We start from the raw sequence: 22,186 nt of genomic DNA, 5'->3' as shown, positions 1-22,186 counted from the left end.
CCACATAAAACACAAAAACATCACAGCCGGATAAACCTCTTCACAAGGTCTATCCGGCTGCAATTAACTGTATGGCTGCGGTAATACCGACTACTGCGGCGTTAGGCGCTTGGTGGACCTATAACTAGCGTGCCGTTGTGGCCACCGAAACCAAACGAGTTTGATAGTGAAGGCCCTGGGGTCCAGGCTGCCGGTTCACCGGCCACAATATTTATTTTGGCCATCTCAGGGTCAACTTCGCTGTAGCCCAAGGTGGGGGGAATCTGACGGTGTTGCATCGAAAGCAATACTGCTACTGCTTCCAACGCCCCGGCAGCGCCCAAAGCGTGCCCGGTTGCACCCTTAGTGGAGGTCACCAGGGGCTGGGTGTCACCAAAGACAGCTGCAATGGCCTGGGCCTCATTAGCGTCATTCAGCGGGGTTGACGTTCCGTGTGCATTTACATGCACAATATCCGTGGCTTCTAGACCGGCATCCGCAATGGCCAGGGCCATACACGAAATTGCGCCGGTTCCTCCTGGGGCAGGTGCTGTGATGTGGTGGGCATCAGCCGTGCTGGCGGAACCCATCAACTCGCCCAAAATGGTGGCACCACGGGCTACGGCGTGTTCCCATTCTTCAAGAATTAGCACGCCAGCACCTTCGCTCATCACGAAACCGTCGCGACGGTTGTCGAAGGGGCGAGAGTTGCCTGAAGCCGAAAGCGCGGTCATATTTCTAAACCCGGCTACTGCCGTGGGGGTTAACCCAGCTTCTGAGCCGCCCGCCATTGCAATGTCGCAACGTCCGTCACGGATCATCCGGGCGGCGTTGCCAATAGCGTGGGTACCAGCCGCACATGCGGTAACCGTGGTTTCACAGGGGCCTTGCCAGCCATAACGCATCGAAAGTGATGCCGCGGCGGCGTTGCCCATCATCATCGGCACCAAAAATGGTGAGACGCGGTTAGAGCCTTTGTTGTAGTTCACCTGGATTTGTTCTTCCAGGGTGTTGATTCCGCCCACGCCGGTTCCGATCATAACCCCGGCACGCTGCGGGGTGATTTCTGGGTTGCCAGCTTGTTCGAGAGCCATCGCCGCGGCCGCTAACGCGAACTGCGTGAAGCGGTCGCTACGGCGTGCTTCTTTGCGGTTCTCAAAGTAGGGGGTTGGGTCGAAATCGGTTACCGGACGTTCAGCACCAACCGGTGCTGGCGCGCTTAGCCCATTCCAAAATGCTTCTAACCCAATGCCGCACGGGGCAACCACACCCATGCCTGTTACGGCCACACGACGATTCGTCATTAGAGCTTCGAAATGATCAGGTTGTATGCGGCACCCACGGTTTCAATGCCTTCTAGCTCTTCTTCTTCAACGCTCACGTCGAACTCTTCCTCGAGAGCCATTACCAGCTCTACCAAGTCGAGGCTGTCGGCATCGAGGTCGTCGGCAAAGCTGGCTTCGCGGGTGATTTGATCGGCGTCAACATCGAGTACCTCTACGGCACACTTTTTGAAGCGATCAAAATTCTCTGCGTCACTCACGGTTACTCCATTTCTCGGATTATCGAGGGTTTGATGGTGGAAGGTTATTACGGTTTGGGATCAAGCGACCTTAGCCGCCCATTCCCAGTCCGCCGTCTACCGGAATTACGGCTCCGGTGATGTAGGCGGCAGGTTCAGAAGCTAAGAACGCAATAGTGGCGGCCACCTCGGCAACATCACCGAAGCGACCTAAAGGTACGGCATCTAAAATATTGGCTTGTTGATCGTCATTTAGGGCATCGGTCATGTCGGTACGAATTGGGCCGGGGGCCACTACGTTCACTGTGATATTACGCGATGCGAACTCGCGGGCGAGTGACCGTGCCAAACCTATTAGCCCGGCTTTCGATGCCGAGTAGTTCGCTTGACCCGCCTGCCCCGCGGTTCCGACCACCGATGAAAGCATAATGATACGTCCCCAGCGGGCGCGCATCATTGATTTCACGGCCCGTCGGGCCACTCGGAAAGCTCCGGTGAGGTTGGTGTTGATGACTTCGGTGAAATCGTCGTCGCTCATTCGCAGCACCAAGGTGTCACGAGTGATTCCGGCATTCGCCACAAGCACGGACACGGGGCCAAGTTCAGCTTCAATGGTGTCAAAAGCAGCGTTCACCGAATCGGTATCTGCCACGTCGCATTTAACTGCGAAGAGGCGAGGGTCGCTAGGGGCTTGCGAGCGGTAAGTTACTGCCACTTTGTGTCCCGCGTCGGCAAATGCCGTGGCCGTTGCTAGGCCTATGCCTCGGTTACCGCCGGTTACTAGCACTACCCGTGGCGTTTCGTTTTCCAAGTTTTCTTTGCTCATGGGTTCCATCGAATCAAGGCCGCCGCCCAAGTCATGCCGGCACCGAAGCCCACCATTAATACCAGATCGCCAGCTTTAAGTTTGCCTTCATCAGCGGCTTGGGCCAGCGCGGTGGGAATCGAGGCTGAAGAAGTGTTGCCCGTTTTTTCCAACACTGACACGGCCTTTTCCATGGGAATGCCCAGCTTTTTGCAGGCCGATTCGATGATTCGAATGTTGGCTTGATGGGGGATTACCACATCAATGTCATCGGCAGTCACACCAGCTTTGCGAAAGACTTCTTCACCTGAGGCCACCATCACCCGTACGGCGCGGCGAAAAACCTCACGGCCATCCATGCGCAAATAGCCACCAATATCGGCGTCTAAGATGTGTCGAGCGGTGCCATCGGAACCCAGGTCCCAAGCGATTAGTTCTCCGGGCCCTTCAACAGCTTCTAGCGCAACAGCGCCGGCGCCGTCCGCAAAAAGTATGGCTGTGCCACGGTCATCCCAGTCGGTGATCCGGCTAAGGGTTTCAGCACCAATTACCAAAATGCGTTTCATGCCGGTGGTAATAAAACCGTGAGCGGCTACCAAGCCATACATGAAGCCTGAACAGGCGGCGTTCAAGTCGAAAGCACCGCAATTTAGCCCTAACTCAGCTTGGACGGTGGAGGCGGTGGCGGGTACCTGCTGGTCGGGGCTCGTGGTGGCCAAAAGCACTAGATCCACGGTGTCTGGTTCCCATCCGGCTTTGGCAAGGGCTGCTCGGGCAGCTTCCACGGCCAGGCCAGAAGTGGTGCCACCAACACGGCGTTCGCTGATACCGGTACGTTCAACGATCCACTCGTGTGAGGTGTCTAGGGTTTTTTCTAGGTCATGGTTGGTTACCACTTTGTCGGGTAACGCGTAGCCCCAACCTTTAATTTGTGCCCCACTCATTGTTTAAACCGTCCTCAGCCAGGCTATTGGTTGACTTGTTGTTACTCGCTCGCCTTCAACGGCTAGCCAGCCCATAATCGAGCCACTAAAGGCCGAACGCACTTCGTGTTCACCAACGTTGCCTAGTTGGTCACCAGCGGCGATAACGCTGCCGGGTCCGATTTCGGTGACGGGGGTGAAAACTCCAGCGGCTGGGCTTACCACCATTCGTTCGGTGGCGAAGAGGTGTTCGCCGTCTCTTTGGCCGATATCGGCACGGCCAGTTTCTGGTGACTGAGCAAGCGACTCTAGTAGGGCGTCAATGTCGGAGGGCACCATTACTGAAAGTGAACGGGCGCTTTTCACGGTACGTTTCACCATGCCGGTTAGCACCGTGCCCGGGCCTAGTTCTACAAAAGTGGTAACTCCGGCTTGGTCGAGTCCGTGCAGGGTTTGTCGCCAGCGAACGGGGCTGGTGAGCTGGGCCGAGAGAAGCCCCGACCAGTCAAGACCGTTGGGGTGGGCCATGGCGTCAACGTTGGCATGCACCGGTACTTGGGGGTCGCGCCATTCAACGGTGTGGAGGGCAGCTCGCAGGCGTTCTTGGGCTGAGGCCATGAAGGGGGTGTGGAAAGCGCCACCAACGGGAATGTCCATTATGCGCTTAGCGCCAAGTTCTTTGGCTGCCACTCCGGCATCGACAAGAGCTTCGGGGCTACCGGCAATTACCACCTGGCCAGGTGAGTTGAAGTTGGCCACCCATACGTCACCGTCAACCCGGGCACAGGCAATTTCTACTTTGTCATCGTCGAGGCCCAAAACCACGGCCATCGTTCCGGGTTGTTCTTGCGCTGCGGTGAGCATAGCCTCGCCGCGTTCTTGTACAAGGCGAACTCCGTCTTCAAACGACAAGGCACCAGCGGCCACCAAAGCGGTGTATTCGCCAAGAGAATGGCCTGCCACATGGGCGGGTTCAACACCGGTTCGTTCTACGGCGTCCAACACGATAAGCGAAGTTAGAAACGTTGAAAGCTGGGCGTTTTGCGTGGAGACCAATGTGTCGGCGTCTGCTTCTAAAAGCAGGTGGGCGAGATCTCGTTTGGCTACTTCAGATGCTTCGGCTACTAGCTCCCAAGAGGGGTGTTCGGCCCAAGCGGCACCCATACCAGGGCGTTGTGAGCCCTGACCTGGGAAAGTAAATGCGATCATTCGCTACGGATTTCCTCGTTGACGATAGTTGTGGGTGAGACCATCAAAGCCTCTGTTTGGTTTCACAAAGTTTGGCTTTGATGTTGGATTTCGTTGGTTGGGCTCACCCCGGTTGTGTTTCGGCCTACCGAAGATGATGGAGCCTAAGGCTGGGTGGCCGCCACTCATGAGAGATGAATATCGATTTCGCGCTAGGCCCATGTCGCCACTAGTCTACTTTTCTCTATATTGTGTAAGCACATAAGCCCGGGTGGCGGAATGGTAGACGCGGGGGATTCAAAATCCCTTGTCCGTGAGGGCGTGTGGGTTCGAGTCCCACCCCGGGCACTTATGAGCATTCACAAGCAAGTCTCGTTGCGGACGTGGGTGTTTTGATCGCCAAAGAACGTTTGAAGCGTAAGCTGGCTAAGACGACCAATCGTGCCCAACGAGCCCGCGCCGAATTGGCCGTGTTAGAAGAACAGCTGGTCCAGGTGCGTGAAGAAGCTGCTGATGCCCGCACCCGTTCGATCGTGTCAGAGGCGCCGATGGATCGCCACGATGAACGTGAAGCTACCCGCCAGCTGGAAGCGTTAGAGCGCGGCGCGAACGACCTTCGCCAAGAGATTGCGCGTTTGGAAGTGCTACAAGATCAACTTCTAGATCAACTGGTGGCTTTGTCTTAGCCCAAGAGGTCGACGTCGTAGGCGGATAGGTCGACTGGGGTGAAACCTGCTGGTCTGCCTGCGTAGGCTGTGATGGTGACCAACCTAATGTTGCTCGATGGAAATTCGCTTACGTATCGGGCGTGGTTCGCCTTGCCTCCCGATATGGCCACTGCTTCGGGGCAGGTAACCAACGCTGTCTACGGGTTCACTTCTATGCTATTGAACCTGGTACGTGACCATCGTCCCGATGGCATCGTGGTGGCCTTTGACCGGCCCGAGCCCACGTTTCGCCATGAAGCGGTAGCCGAATACAAGGCACAGCGCGATGAAACTCCGGCGCTTTTGGTGCAACAAATCGGTTTAGTGCGTCAGGTGCTCGATGTGCTTGATATTCCTGCTCTTGACATGGTGGGTTTCGAAGCCGACGACATTATTGCCACGCTGGCCACCAAAGCCGCTGATGCAGGTCAAACGGTCATGGTGGTTACTGGCGACCGTGATTCTTATCAGCTGGTGCGAGACCCCCAAATCAGAGTGCTGTACAACCGTCGTGGCGTTTCAGACTATGTGCTTTATGACGAAGCGGGCATCAAAGAACGCACTGGCGTCGCCCCACTTGACTACGTAGATTACGCCGCGCTCAGAGGCGACCCTTCCGACAATCTCGATGGGGTACCAGGGGTAGGTGAAAAGACCGCTGCTCGCCTGGTGAATAAGTACGGTGATATTGCCGGAATTTACGACCATCTCGATGAGCAAACCCCGAAATTGCGCGAGAATCTGGCGGCTAGCAAAGAACTGGTCGAACGGAATTTCGAGATGATGACCTTGCGTCGCGACCTTGAGATTTCGGTAGTGCCTCGAACCTTGGCGGCCGATCGCATCAACCCTGAAGCCTTAGCCCAGCTCATCGATTTTCTAGAGTTTCACAGCCTTCGAAACCGGATTAACGAACTGCTTGGCGCGCCAGCCGTCAATCACACCGGCCATGAAAACGCATCTGGAGCCTTAGAAGCCAACGTGGTGGTTTTGAACGATGCCGAGACAGCTGTTTCGGCACTGGGAACTCTTGCCACCAGCGAAAACGCTACGGCGGTGCAGGGCGCTTGGAACCCTTCGGGTTCGTGGCGTGATTGGTCGTGGCACACCACTGCCCAGGCTCAACCGCTTCGAGGTTTGGCCTTAACTAACGGCAGCCGCGACTTGGAAACAAATGGCACCAAAACCGAACGTTCAGCCGTGTATTGGCTCCCAGGCGAGCTGCTTAGCGACGAAAACATCAAAGTCGCGCTCGGTGAATTGTTGGGTGCGAACGGTCCGGGCGTGATAGCGCACGATGCCAAAGCCCTAGAACGGGCCCTTCTAGGTTTAGGCGTGGCAATGCCGAAACTAGTGGTTGACACCATGTTGGCCGCTTATCTGCTTGACCCTGGCCAAAGCGACTATCTCTTAGCCGACTTAATTACCCGTTATGCACAGCTTCAACTTCCCACTCGCAGCGCGGTGGAAGAAGGTCGTTTAGATTTCGACGGTAACGAGCTAGAAAACCTCAGCACCGACACCGCTAGCCGGGCGTTGGGTGTCCTGGCGTTGGTGGCACCACTTGAACACGCACTTGAAGCCCAAGGCTTAACCAAGCTTTACCAAGAGATAGAGATCCCTCTGGTGAGTGTTTTGGCACGCATGGAAGCAGTCGGGGTTGGAGTCGACCGCGATGCGTTACAAGCGCTCAGCAACGATTTAGCGGCTAGTGCCGCCACGTTGGCGAAAACCATTCAGGAAGACGCCGGGCAAACCTTCAACGTCAACTCCACGAAACAGCTTCGAAAGGTGCTCTTTGAAGATCTGGGTCTCACTCCACAAAAGAAAACCAAAACTGGTTTTTCCACTGATGCGGCGTCGCTAGAAAAACTGCGAGGCGAGCACCCCATTATCGAACACCTGCTCGAATATCGGGAGGTTGAAAAGCTGCGTTCAACCTATGGTGAAGGTTTATTGGCTGAAGTGGCTTCCGACGGACGAATACACGCCACATTCAACCAAACCGTTGCCCGAACCGGCCGTCTAAGCTCCGACGCCCCGAACTTGCATAACATCCCGGTGCGAAGCGAGCTTGGCCGTAAATTCCGCGCCGTGTTCGTCCCAGCAGCGGGTTTCGAGTTGCTGGTGGCCGACTACAACCAGATTGAACTGCGCTGTATTGCTCACCTGGCGGGCGACCCTGGCCTTATTAATGCTTTCGAAACTGGTCAAGATATTCACAATGCCACCGCGGCACGGGTTTTCCATGTGGCGGCTGACGAAGTAACCCACGCCCAGCGTGACCGGGCCAAAATGGTTTCTTACGGTTTGGCTTATGGCATGGAAGCCTACGGTTTAGCCCAGCGATTAAACATTGCTACCGGCGAAGCCCAAGAAATTCTAGATGCCTATTTCGCAGCGTTTCCGTCGGTGCATGACTACATGGAACGCACGGTCGAAGAAGCCCGCCAGAAGGGCTACACAGAAACTCTTTTTGGTCGACGTCGTCAGATCCCCGAGTTAGCGTCATCCAATTTCCGGGTTCGACAAGCTGGCGAACGCCAAGCCATGAACGCGGGTATTCAAGGACTTGCAGCCGATATTTTCAAAGTGGCTTTGGTTCGTCTTGACGCTGCCCTGCGCGACCTGGGCTCCACGAGCCGCATCGTATTGCAGGTGCACGATGAGGTGATTTTGGAGGTCGAACCCAAAGATCGCCAACAAATAGCCGATTTGGTGACCACGACCATGGTCGATGCCTTCGACCTGCGGGTGCCGTTGGCTGTCAACCTGTCGTTTGGAAACAGTTGGGCAGAAGCAAAATCATGAGCCAACCACCCAGTGCCAAATCACAGCCGAGCTCTACCAACCAGCACCGCGATCTAAAGCACCAGCACACCGATGCCGAGAATCATAACCACGGGCCGGGCCATTGGTTTGAGGCCATGGCTGACCATATGGGTCAGGCCTATCTGCGTTATTCCTTCACCAAGGGAACCGAGCAAGAAGTCGCCTTCCTAACCGAGGCCTTGGGTTTGGTGGCAGGGGAGCGGGTGCTTGATGTTGGTTGTGGCCCGGGGCGACATTCCCATGCTTTAGGCCAACGTGGCATGGAAGTGTTGGGTGTAGATATTTCAGCCCGGTTTGTGGAGCTAGCCAACCAGGTAGCAGCCCCGGGGGTTTCATTTCAGCGCTTAGACGCCCGGGAATTACCGTTTAACGAAGAGTTCGACGCCGTAATTTCGTTGTGCCAAGGTGCCTTTGGCTTGCAAGGTGACACCAGTAGCAACGCTGATCAAGCGGCCGCCGATGCCAATCCGGTTGACCCTGACTTCCCGGTTTTAGCGGGCATGGTTCGGGCTTTACGACCAGGCGGACGTATTGCGTTTTCAGCGTTTTCAGCCTATTTCCAGGTTCGTTATTTGGAAGACCAAGATTCGTTCAACGCCGCTACCGGAGTTAATCACGAAACCACTGCTATCCGTTCCGAAGATGGCCGTGATGTTGAGGTTGACCTTTGGACTTCGTGTTTCACACCCCGTGAGCTACGGCTTATGGTGCAGGCTGTTGGTCTAGTTGACGTTAAGATCTACGGCGTAACCCCCGGTGTCTACGGCACTAACCCGCCGGGGCTTGATCACCCTGAGTTCTTGGTGATAGCAACGAAACCAGCCTGAGGTGATATGCTTTTACCCCTACGCGTGTGAAGTTAGCGACCATCCGACCGGGTGGCCTTCAGCGCCAACCGCTAGCAGTATTCGGTGGTTGTTTACCCAAATATATTTAGAAGGCAAATAGTGTCCGATCAGGCCAGCACCGAAGTAGCCGAGAGCCAAGCTCCCGCCACTGAAGCGCCCTCGAGTTCAGCACCCTCCGCTCCCGCCAACATGGGAACATTCGATTCAGAGGGTGTGTACACGCCCCGCCCCATCACCTCAAACGACCTTGGCGACATCTCAATTGACGACGCCTACACGGCCAGCATGGTCGAAGTTGAAGACGGTCGTATTGTGCAAGGTGTCATCGTTAAGGTTGACCGCGACGAGGTTCTTCTCGACATTGGTTACAAGTCTGAGGGTGTTATCCCCAGCCGCGAACTCTCCATTCGTAACGATGTTGACCCCACCGAAATTGTGTCGCTCGGCGAGCATGTTGAGGCCTTAGTTCTTCAAAAGGAAGACAAAGACGGTCGTTTGCTGCTTTCCAAGAAGCGTGCCCAGTATGAGCGCGCTTGGGGTTCGATCGAAGAAGTTAAGGCCCAAGACGGTGTCGTTTCTGGCCCGGTTATTGAAGTGGTCAAGGGCGGCCTGATTATTGATATCGGTCTGCGTGGCTTCCTGCCAGCATCGCTTGTTGAACTGCGCCGAGTACGTGACTTGCAGCCATATGTTGGCCGCACGCTAGATGCCAAAATCATCGAGCTCGATAAGAACCGCAACAATGTGGTGCTTTCCCGTCGGGCTTGGTTGGAAGAAACCCAGAAGGAACAACGCGAAGATTTCTTGGCCAACTTGAAGCCCGGCGAAATTCGCCCTGGTGTGGTTTCATCGGTGGTCAACTTTGGTGCTTTCGTCGACTTGGGCGGCATGGACGGTTTGGTACACGTTTCCGAACTGTCGTGGAAGCACGTCGATCACCCAGGTTCCGTGGTTGCTGTTGGCGACGAAATCACCGTTCAGGTGCTCGAAGTCGACCTCGACCGCGAGCGCATCAGCCTGTCACTTAAGGCCACCCAGCAAGACCCATGGCAAGAGTTCGCCAGTAACCACCGCGTAGGCGAGCTGGTTTATGGTCGTGTCACCAAGTTGGTTCCGTTCGGTTCTTTTGTTCAGGTCGGCGACGGTATCGAAGGTTTGGTGCACATCTCCGAAATGTCGGCGCACCACATCGACTTGCCCGAACAAGTGGTTACCCCTGGTGAGGAACTGTGGGTCAAGATCATCGATCTCGACTTGCAGCGTCGTCGTATTTCGCTCTCCATCAAACAAGCCGCCGAAGGTGGTGTGGTGGCCGCTGAATACCAGGCTCACTTCGGTGAACATGCCTACGACGAAGAAGGTAACTACATCGGTAGCACCTCCGATGAACCTTCCGACGCTGAAGCTGCTTGGGCCGCTTACTATGCCGAGAACCCACAAGAGGCACCTCCAGGGGCTTTGTCACCCGAGTTTCAGGCTTCGTATGAACAAGGAGCCGCTGGCGACGAAAATGCGGCCAGCAATAGCGCCGAAGAAGGCGACGTTCCGCCGGTTGCTGCTGAAGAAGCAACCGAAGAAGCATAGTTTAGCTACTTATTAAACCCTGGCTGGTTCACTCGGTGGGTCAGCCAAGGGCAGTATTTCATAGCTTCAAAGCGTTATTCAGGTAGGGGTAAAGCAAATAATTTGCTTTACCCCTATTTATCTTTGTGTCGATACACAATAATGATGTGTTGTGCTTGTGAGGTTTGGCCAGCTAAGCCAGCATGATGCATGTACAAGATTTGTTGATCAACCAAAACGAGCCGCGGTGCACACTCGTAGTAGTGTCGTGGCTTAAGTGTTCCTAATCACTGCCCACCACAGACAAACCGTGCGAGGTTAAATTGAGCTCTCGTAGAACTTTGATACTGATAGCCGCTATTGCTATCGGTGCGATCGCCACCTATTCACTGTTTAATTATGTGCAGGGTATTGAAGATCGCGCGAACCGGGGTGCCGAACGCGTTGAGGTCTACAAGATAGCTGAAGATATCCCTAAAGGAACCCCAGGTGAGTCAGCTATAAACGCTGGTTTGATTAAACGCTCCGATATTAATCGGGAAGATTTGCCCGCTAATGCCACCAATAATCTAGAAGCTATCGAAGGCATGGTGGCTTTAAACGACTTAGCCGCCAACCAGGTGTTGGTGAATGGCATGTTTGTCGATCCGGTGTCGGCACGAATTACCTTCTCCGAGCGTCTAACCGATGGCAATGTGGCCATAACCATCATGGTCGACACCACCCGTGGGGTGGCAGGGCTGTTGGTGCCGGGTGATGAAGTTAATATTTTGGTACAAACCGACGGCGATGCCAGCATCCCTGTCGAAGGCGAAATACCTGAGAATCCCACTGTTTACACTAAATCAGCTCGTTATTTGTACCAACGAGTTCCCATTCTGGCGATTGACCGCAATGCCGCACCACAACCTGGTGAAAGTGTGCAAGATACCGGTGATGGTATGACTTCGGGCCTCATCACCTTTGCGGTACCGCCGGAAGCGGCGCAGCGCATCATCTCGGTAGATCCAGGTTCTATTTATTTGTCGCTCATTCCGTCCGACTATGCACCTATAGCGTTACCGCCTCTAGATAACAATGAAACACTGCCTGGTGAAGATCAGGCTCGATTAACCCCGTTTGGCCCTTCGGGCAAGGAATAAGATGTCGTTTGCCTCTGATTCAAGCAGCTTTGGATCAAACCCTGGTGGTCACAGCCCCGCGGTGCCACCTGGTGTCGCTATTGCCGTAGTCGATACCGATCAAGCCGTTCGGAATCGTTTGGTGATGCAGCTTGGAGACGGGGTGACCACCTTTAGCAGCATCGGCGAATTTCGGGCCCGCTTGCTTGGGAATCCTGCGGTTGCGGTTTTGGGTCCGTCGTGTTCGAACAGTGCCCAGTTTGTAGAGGTTGAAGATTTAGTTCGTGCCCATCGCGAGGTGGGTGCCATTTTGCTGGCGGAAGAACTTTCTACTGATTTGTTGCAGCTGGCTCTGCGTGCCGGGGTCCGCGATGTGTTGAACTCACCTGTTGATACTGGTGCTTTGAACTCGGCCGTGCAGAGGGTGGCACAAACTTTGACCGCCGGTTCAGCGGCTTTGGCCACTCTTGACGATGCGAGTGCTCAACTGGGCGAGCTGGGCCGTGTCAGCACCATTTTTTCTACTAAAGGTGGGGCCGGCAAGTCGATGTTGGCCACCAACCTGGCAGTCTCTTTGGCTAGACGCTCGGAACGCCCGGTGGTCTTAGTCGATGCCAACCTGCAATTTGGCGATGTGGCAGTCATGTTGAAACTGGCTCCACAGCACACCATTGTCGATGCGGTAGCCTCGATTGATCGACTAGATGCCTCGCTCATCCAAAGCCTGTTAGTACGCCACGAACCTTCTGGTTTGTTGGTGTTGCCAGCACCGCTTGAACCGGCTTTTGCCGACCAGATCCGGGCCGAAGATATGGTCCGCATCATTGAAATTATTCGTAGTTTCGCGGCGCATGTCATTGTCGACACACCGGCATATTTCAATGAAGTGGTCTTGGGCCTAATCGAGATCAGTGACGATATTTTCTTGATCGCGGGGATGGATATTCCGAACATCAAGAACGTGAAAATTGGTCTGCAGACCTTGAAGTTGTTGAACACCCCGGTTGAAAAGCTGCATCTGGTTTTGAACCGAGCTAAATCGAAAGTCCGCTTAGAAGTTAACGAGGTGGAGCGAACCTTGGGAATTAAAGCTCAGGTGCTGATTCCAAGTGACATCGCCGTTCCTCAATCGGTGAATAAAGGTATTCCAGTTGTTCTTGATGCCCCTAAATCGGGGGTTAGCAAGGCCATTGAAGAGTTGGCGTCGGTGTTGTTAGACGAAAAGAAGGGGGCACGACGCCGTTAGCTAGCGCTAAATCATCGTTGGTTCGTATAGGGATGGTTTTAAATGTCGTTGTATAGGAAATTGCATCAACAAGGGGCACCCGGAACGCAGGGTTTGTCGAGTGTGCGCGACCCGGCCCTCGATTTGTTACGCCAAAAGATCCATCACCAGTTGATTGATGATTTAGGCCCCATTCTTTACGACAAGCGCTTAAGCGAAGACGACCTGAACCGTCGGGTGCAAGAGCATCTACAAAGCTCGTTAGCTCAAGAACGCACGCCACTTTCGGCTTCCGACAAGGCGCAGCTGATTCAAGATGTGGCCGACGATATTTTGGGTTATGGCCCTATCGATCGGCTGCTTCGGGAAGAGGCCGTCACCGAAATTATGGTGAATGGTCCCGACAGTGTGTTTGTGGAACGTTCGGGCCGTATTCAAAAAGACACTGCCTCATTCATTGACGAAACGCACCTCCGTCGCATTATTGACAAGATTGTGGGCCAGGTCGGGCGGCGCATCGACGAAGCCAACCCCATGGTTGATGCTCGTTTGCCCGACGGTTCACGGGTGAATGCCGTTATTCACCCTCTGGCCATAGGCGGGCCGTTCCTAACAATCCGTAAGTTTTCCACCGATCCTCTTCAAATTGACGACCTGATTCGCTTTGGTACTTTGAACGCCCAGGCTGCCCGATTCTTGCAGGCCTGTGTGGTTGGCCGGCTTAACATTATTGTTTCTGGCGGTACTGGTACTGGTAAGACCACCACGCTAAATGTGCTTTCGTCGTTTATTCCTTCCGATGAACGCATTATTACGGTGGAAGACGCTAAAGAGCTTCAGCTACATCAAGATCACGTCTTGGCCCTAGAGGCCCGGCCGCCAAACATTGAAGGTCGGGGTCAGGTAACCATTCGTGATCTGGTGAAAAACACTTTGCGTATGCGGCCTGATCGTATTGTGGTGGGGGAGTGTCGAGCTGGTGAAACTCTTGACATGCTCCAGGCCATGAACACTGGTCACGATGGTTCAATCACCACCATTCACTCCAACTCTCCTCGTGATACTTTGGCTCGTATTGAAACCATGACTCTGATGGCCGGTTTCGATTTGCCGGTACGAGCCATTCGGGAACAGATGGCTTCGGCGTTGAACCTAATTGTGCATCTAAGCCGCTTGCGTGATGGTACTCGTCGTATTACCCACATCACCGAGGTACAGGGTATGGAAGGTGATGTGATCACCTTGCAAGATATTTTCCTGTTCGACTTTGGTATGGGTGTTGATGAAAACGGTCGTTTCCGTGGACATCTAAAGGCTACCGGGGTGCGGCCCAAGTTCGCCGAGAAGCTGGCTGATCTGGGTATTCGTTTGGGTGCCGAGGTGTTCCAGCCCGAACCAATGGGCCAAAAGGCGGTTGGGCGATGAAACGCCTATTGGGGGGCATAGTTGCCGTAATAACCCTGTTGTCGTTGGGTTTAGCCCAGGCCAACGCTCAACAAGACAGCGCGAATGGAACTGGTTTAGCAATTCGTTCGGTTGATAGCCGTAGTGCTTCCGCGGTGCAGTTGGTGGTTGATTACGCTGGCCCGGCGGCTGATTTGGCTTCGGCTGAACTGATCGAAAACGGACAGAGTGTTACCCCGGCAGCCGTCGAAGTCGTGCCTGGCGATGCTAATGCCACTGTCATTGTTGTCGATACTTCGGCGGCCATGGAAGCTTCGGGTGGGATGGTTCAAGCCCGTGAAGCAGCCTCGGCTTACATTCGCAATCGCGACCCGCAAGAGCGGGTGGCCATTGTGTCCCTAGGTGGCCAAGCCCGTGAAGTGCAGCGTTTAACCACCGACACCGACCGGTTGCTAGTTGCCGTTGAAGGTTTAGCTGCCGATGGTGAAAGTGCTTTGTGGGACGGTCTTCGAAGCGCAGCACGTATTTTAGAAAACGCCGATACCTACCAGCGCAACGTGGTTTTGGTGGCTGGTGGTTCGGCTCGTGGTGCTACCATTTCAGCTTCTCAAGCTAGGGGAGCGCTGGTAGCGGCCAAAGCTAGTTTGTATGCGGTTGGCCTAGAAGGGCGTGGCCTAGATGTGGGCTCGGTGCGGGCCATAACCCAAACGGTGGGTGGCGTTTATCACGGCCAAGAAAACCCCACTGCTTTGGGTGCCGCCATGGAAGACGTGGCCCAGCAGATTTCTGGCCAGCAGTTGCTCACTTTTGCATCGGTTAACCCATCGGGGCCTATCGACTTAGTGCTTAAGGTTGGTAACAGCCAGGCCACCGCTTCGTATGTAACCGGTGGTTTTTCGGTCGGCCCGGCGGCTTTAACATTTGTGGGTGTTTCCACCGCTAGCGGCGGTGGTTTCCTAGGCGAGTACGGCTTGTGGATTGGCCTCTTGCTGGTATTAGCCGCAGTGGCTTTAGCGGTTTATGCCATTGGGGCCTTGGTTACCCGCGAGCCGGGTGCGCTCGACATTATCGACACGTACGTTGAAGGGCCGGCGCCCGTTGTCGATGAAGAAGAGGGTGGTACGGCTTCGGTTGTTAAAACCGCCTTTTTGAAACGAGCCGTAAACCTCACTGAGGGTTTAGCCGAACAGCGCAACATGCTGACCAAGGTGGAGGGTATGTTAGAGCGTGCCAACCTGCCGTTGCGGGCTGGCGAAGCATTGTTCTTCTATCTTGCTGGCGCCGTGCTTTTGTTGCTGGCGATTTTGGCTCTAAGCGGAAATGCTTTGGTGGCATTAATTGTGGGCGGAATGATGATTCTTGTTCCACCCGCGGTAGTGAATTTCTTGGCTTCACGTCGCCAAAAGGCTTTCCAGGCCCAACTGCCCGACACCCTACAAATGCTGGCAGGAACCTTGAGGGCCGGTTATTCGCTCATGCAGGGGGTAGAGGCGGTTTCGGTCGAGGTTTCCGAGCCCATGGGTCGTGAGCTTCGCCGTATTGTTACCGAAGCACGTTTGGGCCGACCTCTAGAAGAGGCCATGGAAGCATCGGCCGAACGCATGGCCAGTAAAGATTTCGACTGGGCCGTTCTGGCTATTGGTATACAGCGAGAAGTGGGCGGTAATCTAGCCGAACTTTTGCTCACGGTGGCCGACACCATGGTGCAGCGTGAGCGTTTACGCCGCGACGTTGATGCGTTAACGGCTGAAGGTCGAATCAGCGGTATTGTTTTAGGAATTCTTCCTGTGGCCCTGGGCGTCGCCATGTGGATTTTGAACCCTGATTACATCGGAACACTTTTTGAAGACCCTGTTGGCAATATCATGCTTGTCGGTGCAGCACTGTTAGCACTCGGTGGCTTTTATTGGATGAAGAAGGTGATCGAAGTCGATGTTTGATCTACCCCTAGTGGCCATTGTGATCATGTTTGGTGGCGTTATTGCTGCTGTAATCGTAACTGTCGCTTGGCAAGCCGAAGATAAGGCCATTGTACGCGAATCGTTACGCCAGTTAGATGGCTTCGAGATAGATAACGTCCGCGACCAAGAACTGTTGGTGCCCTTAGCTGAGCGCGCCTTGCAGCCCATCGTTGGCGGGCTTACTGGTCTGGGGCGTAGATACACCCCGGTCGGTTACGTAGACACGGTGAAGCAAAAGCTGGTTCGTGCCGGTAAACCTGAGGCTCAGGAAGCTGATCGTTTCTTAGCTATTCGAGTAGTCACCGTTGTTCTTGTACCGGTTGTCTTTATCATCAACTACTGGTTTAACCCTCTTGATCTCAGCGGTACCGTTCATCACGCAGCTTTTGCGTTGCTAACTTTGGCGTTAATTATCGGCCCCGATGCGATTCTCGACCGTCAAGTAGAAGAACGCCAGTATATGCTGCGTACCACGTTGCCTGACATTATGGATCTGCTGGTCATCTCGGTTGAGGCGGGCTTAGGTTTCGAACAAGCCATTGATCGAGTGGTTACTTCCGTGCCAGGGCCACTTTCCGATGAGTTTGGCCGCATGTTGGGCGAAGTCCGAGCTGGTTCTACGCGATCCGATGCAATGCGCGCGTTAGATGAACGCACCGATATTCCAGAGATTCGGTCATTTGTGATGGCTATTCTGCAAGCCGATACTTTTGGTGTACCGATTGGCCGAGTATTGCGTTCCCAGGCCGACGAAATGCGGATTCGTCGGCGTCAGTTTGCTCAAGAGCGGGCACAAAAAGCACCAGTAAAAATGATGATACCGATGGTGTTCTGCATCTTCCCGGCTCTATTTGTGGTCGTACTCGGTCCGGCCATCATCAATATTCGTGAAGCCTTCGCTTGAGCGAACGACCAGAAACTTGCGGGGCTCATTTGTTTGGGCTATCGGTTCGCTATTTCTGTTAGCTGGAGCCCTTACGGGGGCTAAACAGCTAAGCGATAATAGCTTTTTCACTCATTTAGCCACCGGCCATATTATTTGGGATACGCGCTCAATACCTCGTGCTGATCCATTTACATTTACAGCATTCGGCGAACCGTGGGTGGTCCAGTCTTGGCTAGTGTCAACAATTTACGCTGGCCTGGAAAGTACGGTTGGACTAGTTGGCATTCGATTCTTCCATGCATTCTTGGCTGGTCTAGGTGGCCTAGGCATTTGGCACCTTACTAAATCGGCAGAAAGCCTAATCCCGCGCTTAGCAATAGCAGCGCTTGGCTTTGCCGTTTGCGCACCTGGATTCGTGGAGCGGCCCTTGATGGTTGGCTTTGTTGCGTTCGTGGCGATACTCATCCTGGTTGACAATGGGCCACTGTGGACGGCTATTCCGCTTATGTGGATTTGGATTAATAGCCATGGGTCATTCCCGATGGGTATCCTAATCTTATTAGCTATCACTATGGGTAAGTGGCTCGATGGTGACGATATCGCACGCCAAAAGAAACTGCTGTCATTAGTTGCTATTGGAATAGTGATAGGTGGCTTCATAACGCCCCGTCCAGGTGTACTGCTGTGGTTTCCATTTCAGCTATTGGCGCGGAATCAAGCTTTTCAGGCCATTCAGGAGTGGCAGTCACCCGATTTCAGCACCTCATGGATGAAGATATATCTTTTCCAGTTAGTTTTGGTGATGGTCGCACTCACGTATGCCTGGGTGCAACGCTGGAGCAAGGTCTTGCCAGTATGCCTTATGGTTGCAGCGGCATTGCTGGCTGTCAGAAACGTACCGATGGCGGGTCTCTTTTTTTCAATAGCTCTTGCGGACGCTGCACCTAGTTTTGGCAGCTTCACTGCGTCGCAGAAACTACGGTCAACGGTTCCTCTTCTTGGAGCGGCCGCGCTTTCATTAATTTCGATCGCGGTTTGGGTAATCAAGTCACCGGACTTAAACCTAAAGCAGTATCCGATGAGTATTATTATATATCTTGAGAAACATGAATTATTACCTAATCCTGAAGTCCGGCTTGCCTATCCGGCCAGACTAGGAAACTACCTTAACTATCGTTATGGAGCTACGGGGACCACCTTTTTTGACGATCGATTCGATGTCTACCCGCTGCCAATTCTTGATAGTTTTACTGGCCTTTACCGTGGATCAGATGTGCGGCGGACCTTGGATCAGTACCAAATTGATTATGTAGTGGCGGAACGCGAGACGCCCATTGCTCATGCTCTAGGCGGTAATACAGATTGGCAACAGGTTATAGATTTAACTGATTCGGGTCGAATAGCCACAGGGCCAGTGAGCAGAGCCAGTGACGCTCACTTCGTTCTATTTGAGCGACGTTAGAAGGGCCATCTAGATTTACCGGCAACGTTATATCTGGTTTCTGACTAAAGTCAGATTAGCAAACCAATATATTACGAGGGTAATTACCTTAGGTTGATTGCCAGGCAAGCGGCCGACGTGACATGATAAGGTGTCACTAAAATAAGGCCACTGCCAGACGACACACCGGGCACCGACGCTATTTAGGTTTTCTTATTAACCAGTATAAGCGACTTCTAGTTGTCCAGCGGTCTTGAAGGGGTGAATCTATGGCGGACAGCTCGATCTGTCCAATGAATATTATAATATAGTACAGGCTGAGGTGCATGGCTGACCATCCCCCAACCTGTACTATATCCGGCGACTTGGCAACATTATCCTGATGTCCGCATCACCAAATAAAGTGTGCCCAGTTATGGCGTGATCTCGGAGGGTGTGTCGAGCTGATCATTGACATCGGAGAAGGTCGATTTGACCTTACCGCCGAGGGTGCTCACAGCAAAGATAGCCACGACGGCAATAAGGGCCACTAAGAGGGCGTATTCTACAAGCGACGCACCACGGTCGGTCTTGGCGTGGGCCTTAAGCCAGGCAGCCAGATAGTTATATTGGGTCTTCATTGGGTTGGACTCCCTTTGGTTGGTCTAGGCACCCACGTCTATGAGGCCCATAAATTAATTACCATATTATCGCCGTAAACGCCATACTTCTAAATAGGTCAGACGGCCTATTTACGTAAACCGAAGCTAATAACGTATTTAGTCGAGGCTTACAATGCCCATTCTTACCGCCTGCAATACGGCCTGGGTACGATCTCGGGCATCAAGCTTATGGTAGATAGAAGCCAAATGGTTCTTTACCGTTTTCTGGCTGATGTAAAGCTGTTCGGCCACCTCTGGGGTAGAGCAACCATCGGCAATAAGCTGCAACACTTCTTCTTCACGCTTGCTTACCACTCGTTCTTCTTCAGGCGTGTCATGCGTGTCGAGCTTGCGAACCTCATCCAACATGGAAGTAGCCAGCTCAGGCGACAAACTCGAACTGTCAGAAGCTGCGGCTCGCACGGCCGATGCAATTTCTTCTGTAGAGCAGTCTTTCACCAAATAGCCACTGGCCCCAGCCCGAATAGCGGCAGCCAAAACATCTTGGTCGGCGTGCATAGTAAGCATTACCACCCGGATATTGGGGTGAGCCTGTTTCACCAAACGGGTAGCTTCCACGCCGTCTAGTTCGGGCATGGTTACATCCATCAAAATCACATCGGGTTGCAAGTTTCCAGCAAACTCAACTGCTTGCACGCCATCGGCAGCTTCGCCAACCACATTAAAACCGTGTTCGGTCATGGAACGGCGCAAGCCTTCACGAAGCATACGGTGATCGTCTGCCAGCAATAATCGGATATTTGCGTTCGATTCCATCCCGCTTCTCACCTTGGCGCTAGATAACAACGAATCTTAGTACCTTCGCCGACCCCGGAAATAACGTCGAGGGTGGCTCCGATGCTAGCGGCACGCTCGCGCATGCCCATAATCCCATACGAATCAAGCCGACCGGCCTTCCCGACCGGGAAACCAATACCATCATCGGCAATTTCCAATGCGGCGGCTTTACCATTACAGCGCCACAACACTTGTACAGCGTTGGCATTGGCATGGCGTTCTACGTTAATAAGGGATTCTTGGGCAATACGCCACATTTCCCGCTCCTGCATAATGGGTAGTCGTGTATCCCTATCGGCAAACAAAGCTATTTCTAAACCCGAACGTTCTTTTACCCTCTGAATAAATTGATCAAGGGTAGAGGCAATGTCTTGGTTATCCGAGACGTCGGTGCGTAAATCGTACAAAGTGTCGCGCACCTCGCCGATCACACTTCGAATGTCGTTGCGCAGCTGATCAAGCGACGCCGTAACATCATCACCCCGGCCGTTGGCCGACATAATCCGGTCTAGTTCAAAAGCCAAATAGGCCAGCGACTGGCCAATACGGTCGTGCAGATCACGGGCAATACGGGTGCGTTCTTCATCGGCCCCCACCGTTCGAAGCCGGTTAAACCAGCGGGCGTTGTCGATAGCTAGAGCCACCGGTTCCACAAAACCTACAATCAGCTCAACATCACGATTAGTGAAATGAGCCTCTTTGGTGTGCTCCAAACTCACCAAGCCAATCAGCGAATTACGGGCCATAAGCGGGGCATAAATACCAGAACCCATGGAAGGTGCCAGGCCTGGACGACTATTAGAAAGCTGGTTGCGAATAACCATCTCTTTAGTCTTGGCCACGTTCAACAAGGCCAAAGGCATATCGGTGCGGTAAAGGCGCTCAGGCAGCCGTACCCCTTCGCGCCGTGCCACTATCCAGCTACCGTCAGTTTCATCGGCAATTAGAATGACGGCCGAGTCGAACTCTAACAAGCCCCGTAGGCGGGCAATGGTGGAATCGAGCACCTCTTCATAATCAAGCGAAGCTGGCAAACTCTGCGCCACCCGATGAAGCGAAAACAGCAGGGCATTGGCATCAGCCAAACGGCCCAGGCGATCGAGCGCTACTGAACGTGCGGCGTTAGCTTCTCCCGAAACAATACGGCCGTAACCCGCCACCACCGCCACCAGCATTAACAACACTGCCCACTGCAACGAAGCACGGGCATCTTCGGGCCACACAAAACTACTGCGGGCAGCATCGGGAATAGCCACAATTAGGGCCGTGACCACCGCAATACGTAGACCAAATGAGAAACCACGTGCGAAACCCGCCACCACAATGGCCGACGCCAAAGCAAAGGTGAACGGTGATTCCCACAAACCGGTGCTCACCACCACCACCGTCAAGAGCACTACCTCGCCCAGCACTTCCAACAAACTGCGGATGTCATCGGTGTAAGCAATAGGCGAAAGAGTGCGAATAGCGGTGTATGAAATAACCACCACCACCCAAAACACCAGGCTCCACGGCGGGTTTTCCGTTAATTGGGAAGCGGCCAAAGCCAAACACGCCACGGTGGTTGTCCACCGCACCACCAAAATGGCGGCGTTGAAGGGAATAAGGCGATCAATTTCGCCTTCTAATATGTTGTCAGCCAGAAATTCTTCAGACGCACTCATAGCCAGATGGGTAAGAACTTATACCGAAGTTCTAGAAGCTGATAGTTTCGCACAATATGTTAGTTGTGGGGTTAACCGGGGGCATCGGTTCAGGTAAATCTTCCGTGTCATCACGATTGGTGGCCAAGGGTGCTTTATTAATAGACGCCGACGCTATTGTTCGTGAACTACAAGAACCAGGTGCCGCTGTTTTCGAAGCCATGGTGGAACGATTTGGCCCCGACATTGTGGGTGCCGATGGCCAACTTGATCGCCAGGCCGTAGCCGCCATCGTGTTCAGCGACAAAACAGCCTTAGAAGACCTAAATAATATTGTGCACCCCGCCGTTGCTATAGAAATGGCCTCGCGAATTGAGAGTGCCAAAGGGACCGACACCATCGTGGTCATGGACATTCCACTCCTCACCGAGAAACGGCCCGACATGAGCCATGTGATCGTGGTTGACACCCCAGTTGAGGTGGCCATTGCTCGTTTGGTGGAACACCGGGGATTTGCCGAAGCCGACGCCCGTGCCCGAATAGAAAACCAAATATCACGGGAAGAACGCCTGGCTATTGCCGATTTTGTGGTGAACAACTCAAATGGCATGGGCGAACTTGACGCCGAAGCGGAACGCCTTTGGGCCTGGCTGCAAACTTTGGAGCACAACCAGTAATACCCCGGCCTCAGGGGCACCC

19 protein-coding genes and 1 tRNA gene are annotated in these 22,186 nt (G+C 53.8%); 12 read left to right on the top strand and 8 right to left on the bottom strand.

What is annotated here, in order from left to right; all coding sequences use genetic code 11:
• Window positions 1–101: 101 nt before the first annotated feature.
• From WC184_02405 to fabD, 5 genes are all read right to left on the bottom strand, one after another.
• Complete coding sequence (locus tag WC184_02405) at window positions 102–1,283, bottom strand: beta-ketoacyl-ACP synthase II (protein MFA7476731.1); 1,182 nt, start codon at window positions 1,281–1,283, stop codon at window positions 102–104.
• Window positions 1,283–1,522 (bottom strand): acyl carrier protein, encoded by a 240-nt coding sequence (acpP, locus tag WC184_02400; GenBank protein MFA7476730.1) that lies wholly within the window; start codon window positions 1,520–1,522, stop codon window positions 1,283–1,285. Before acpP ends, WC184_02405 begins: the two co-directional genes overlap by 1 nt.
• A gap of 70 nt (window positions 1,523–1,592) precedes the next feature.
• Complete coding sequence (gene fabG / locus WC184_02395; GenBank protein MFA7476729.1) at window positions 1,593–2,327, bottom strand: 3-oxoacyl-[acyl-carrier-protein] reductase; 735 nt, start codon at window positions 2,325–2,327, stop codon at window positions 1,593–1,595.
• Window positions 2,324–3,250 carry a beta-ketoacyl-ACP synthase III gene (locus WC184_02390; GenBank protein MFA7476728.1) on the bottom strand — a complete coding sequence of 309 codons (927 nt, stop codon included), beginning with the start codon at window positions 3,248–3,250 and terminating at the stop codon, window positions 2,324–2,326. Before WC184_02390 ends, fabG begins: the two co-directional genes overlap by 4 nt.
• A gap of 3 nt (window positions 3,251–3,253) precedes the next feature.
• Window positions 3,254–4,438 (bottom strand): ACP S-malonyltransferase, encoded by a 1,185-nt coding sequence (fabD, locus tag WC184_02385; protein ID MFA7476727.1) that lies wholly within the window; start codon window positions 4,436–4,438, stop codon window positions 3,254–3,256.
• Between the two features lie 244 nt (window positions 4,439–4,682).
• Between fabD and WC184_02380 the strand changes: the two genes are divergently transcribed.
• From WC184_02380 to WC184_02330, 11 genes are all read left to right on the top strand, one after another.
• Window positions 4,683–4,765 (top strand) — tRNA-Leu (locus tag WC184_02380).
• On the top strand, window positions 4,741–5,103 hold the full coding sequence (locus tag WC184_02375) for a hypothetical protein (GenBank protein MFA7476726.1): 363 nt from the start codon (window positions 4,741–4,743) through the stop codon (window positions 5,101–5,103). The genes WC184_02380 and WC184_02375 overlap by 25 nt, the downstream gene beginning before the upstream one ends.
• A 72-nt stretch (window positions 5,104–5,175) precedes the next feature.
• Window positions 5,176–7,935 (top strand): DNA polymerase I, encoded by a 2,760-nt coding sequence (polA, locus tag WC184_02370; GenBank protein MFA7476725.1) that lies wholly within the window; start codon window positions 5,176–5,178, stop codon window positions 7,933–7,935.
• Window positions 7,932–8,783 carry a class I SAM-dependent methyltransferase gene (locus WC184_02365; GenBank protein ID MFA7476724.1) on the top strand — a complete coding sequence of 284 codons (852 nt, stop codon included), beginning with the start codon at window positions 7,932–7,934 and terminating at the stop codon, window positions 8,781–8,783. Before polA ends, WC184_02365 begins: the two co-directional genes overlap by 4 nt.
• Before the next feature lie 210 nt (window positions 8,784–8,993).
• Window positions 8,994–10,388, top strand: a complete 1,395-nt coding sequence (gene rpsA, locus WC184_02360) for a 30S ribosomal protein S1 (protein MFA7476723.1) — start codon at window positions 8,994–8,996, stop codon at window positions 10,386–10,388.
• 302 nt (window positions 10,389–10,690) lie between these two features.
• Window positions 10,691–11,509: a Flp pilus assembly protein CpaB gene (cpaB, locus tag WC184_02355; protein ID MFA7476722.1), complete on the top strand. Its 819-nt coding sequence runs from the start codon at window positions 10,691–10,693 to the stop codon at window positions 11,507–11,509.
• A gap of 1 nt (window position 11,510) precedes the next feature.
• Window positions 11,511–12,734, top strand: a complete 1,224-nt coding sequence (locus WC184_02350; GenBank protein ID MFA7476721.1) for a P-loop NTPase — start codon at window positions 11,511–11,513, stop codon at window positions 12,732–12,734.
• Between the two features lie 42 nt (window positions 12,735–12,776).
• A complete protein-coding gene (locus tag WC184_02345; GenBank protein ID MFA7476720.1) occupies window positions 12,777–14,138 on the top strand; it encodes a CpaF family protein in 1,362 nt (453 codons plus the stop codon).
• Entirely contained in the window at window positions 14,135–16,057 is a 1,923-nt protein-coding gene (locus tag WC184_02340; protein ID MFA7476719.1) for a type II secretion system F family protein, read from the top strand. The genes WC184_02345 and WC184_02340 overlap by 4 nt, the downstream gene beginning before the upstream one ends.
• Complete coding sequence (locus tag WC184_02335; protein ID MFA7476718.1) at window positions 16,050–16,982, top strand: type II secretion system F family protein; 933 nt, start codon at window positions 16,050–16,052, stop codon at window positions 16,980–16,982. Before WC184_02340 ends, WC184_02335 begins: the two co-directional genes overlap by 8 nt.
• On the top strand, window positions 16,966–18,426 hold the full coding sequence (locus WC184_02330) for a hypothetical protein (GenBank protein MFA7476717.1): 1,461 nt from the start codon (window positions 16,966–16,968) through the stop codon (window positions 18,424–18,426). Before WC184_02335 ends, WC184_02330 begins: the two co-directional genes overlap by 17 nt.
• Window positions 18,427–18,818: 392 nt before the next feature.
• Here the strand turns inward: WC184_02330 and WC184_02325 are convergent, their stop codons facing one another.
• From WC184_02325 to WC184_02315, 3 genes are all read right to left on the bottom strand, one after another.
• Window positions 18,819–19,025 (bottom strand): Flp family type IVb pilin, encoded by a 207-nt coding sequence (locus WC184_02325; GenBank protein ID MFA7476716.1) that lies wholly within the window; start codon window positions 19,023–19,025, stop codon window positions 18,819–18,821.
• Between the two features lie 138 nt (window positions 19,026–19,163).
• Window positions 19,164–19,823 (bottom strand): response regulator transcription factor, encoded by a 660-nt coding sequence (locus WC184_02320; GenBank protein ID MFA7476715.1) that lies wholly within the window; start codon window positions 19,821–19,823, stop codon window positions 19,164–19,166.
• Window positions 19,824–19,831: 8 nt separating this feature from the next.
• Window positions 19,832–21,508: a histidine kinase gene (locus WC184_02315; GenBank protein ID MFA7476714.1), complete on the bottom strand. Its 1,677-nt coding sequence runs from the start codon at window positions 21,506–21,508 to the stop codon at window positions 19,832–19,834.
• 56 nt (window positions 21,509–21,564) lie between these two features.
• Here WC184_02315 and coaE point away from each other — a divergent pair, with 56 nt between their 5' ends.
• Window positions 21,565–22,164: a dephospho-CoA kinase gene (coaE, locus tag WC184_02310; protein MFA7476713.1), complete on the top strand. Its 600-nt coding sequence runs from the start codon at window positions 21,565–21,567 to the stop codon at window positions 22,162–22,164.
• The last annotated feature ends 22 nt before the right edge of the window (window positions 22,165–22,186 follow it).

The organism is Acidimicrobiia bacterium, assembly GCA_041676705.1.
Lineage (GTDB): Bacteria > Actinomycetota > Acidimicrobiia > Acidimicrobiales > SKKL01 > Actinomarinicola.
The sequence above is the reverse complement of the archived record's forward strand: the minus strand, read 5'-3'. Positions and strand labels throughout refer to the sequence as shown.

Excerpts from the sequence above, each read along its gene's own strand:
- WC184_02365 (MFA7476724.1), top strand. The coding sequence starts at position 7,932 with ATGAGCCAACCACCCAGTGCCAAATCACAGCCGAGCTCTACCAACCAG.
- polA (MFA7476725.1), top strand. The coding sequence starts at position 5,176 with ATGGTGACCAACCTAATGTTGCTCGATGGAAATTCGCTTACGTATCGG.
- fabG (MFA7476729.1), bottom strand. The coding sequence starts at position 2,327 with ATGAGCAAAGAAAACTTGGAAAACGAAACGCCACGGGTAGTGCTAGTA.
- fabD (MFA7476727.1), bottom strand. The coding sequence starts at position 4,438 with ATGATCGCATTTACTTTCCCAGGTCAGGGCTCACAACGCCCTGGTATG.
- WC184_02320 (MFA7476715.1), bottom strand. The coding sequence starts at position 19,823 with ATGGAATCGAACGCAAATATCCGATTATTGCTGGCAGACGATCACCGT.
- WC184_02350 (MFA7476721.1), top strand. The coding sequence starts at position 11,511 with ATGTCGTTTGCCTCTGATTCAAGCAGCTTTGGATCAAACCCTGGTGGT.
- WC184_02335 (MFA7476718.1), top strand. The coding sequence starts at position 16,050 with ATGTTTGATCTACCCCTAGTGGCCATTGTGATCATGTTTGGTGGCGTT.
- WC184_02325 (MFA7476716.1), bottom strand. The coding sequence starts at position 19,025 with ATGAAGACCCAATATAACTATCTGGCTGCCTGGCTTAAGGCCCACGCC.
- WC184_02315 (MFA7476714.1), bottom strand. The coding sequence starts at position 21,508 with ATGAGTGCGTCTGAAGAATTTCTGGCTGACAACATATTAGAAGGCGAA.
- coaE (MFA7476713.1), top strand. The coding sequence starts at position 21,565 with ATGTTAGTTGTGGGGTTAACCGGGGGCATCGGTTCAGGTAAATCTTCC.
- WC184_02390 (MFA7476728.1), bottom strand. The coding sequence starts at position 3,250 with ATGAGTGGGGCACAAATTAAAGGTTGGGGCTACGCGTTACCCGACAAA.
- rpsA (MFA7476723.1), top strand. The coding sequence starts at position 8,994 with ATGGGAACATTCGATTCAGAGGGTGTGTACACGCCCCGCCCCATCACC.
- WC184_02340 (MFA7476719.1), top strand. The coding sequence starts at position 14,135 with ATGAAACGCCTATTGGGGGGCATAGTTGCCGTAATAACCCTGTTGTCG.
- WC184_02345 (MFA7476720.1), top strand. The coding sequence starts at position 12,777 with ATGTCGTTGTATAGGAAATTGCATCAACAAGGGGCACCCGGAACGCAG.
- WC184_02405 (MFA7476731.1), bottom strand. The coding sequence starts at position 1,283 with ATGACGAATCGTCGTGTGGCCGTAACAGGCATGGGTGTGGTTGCCCCG.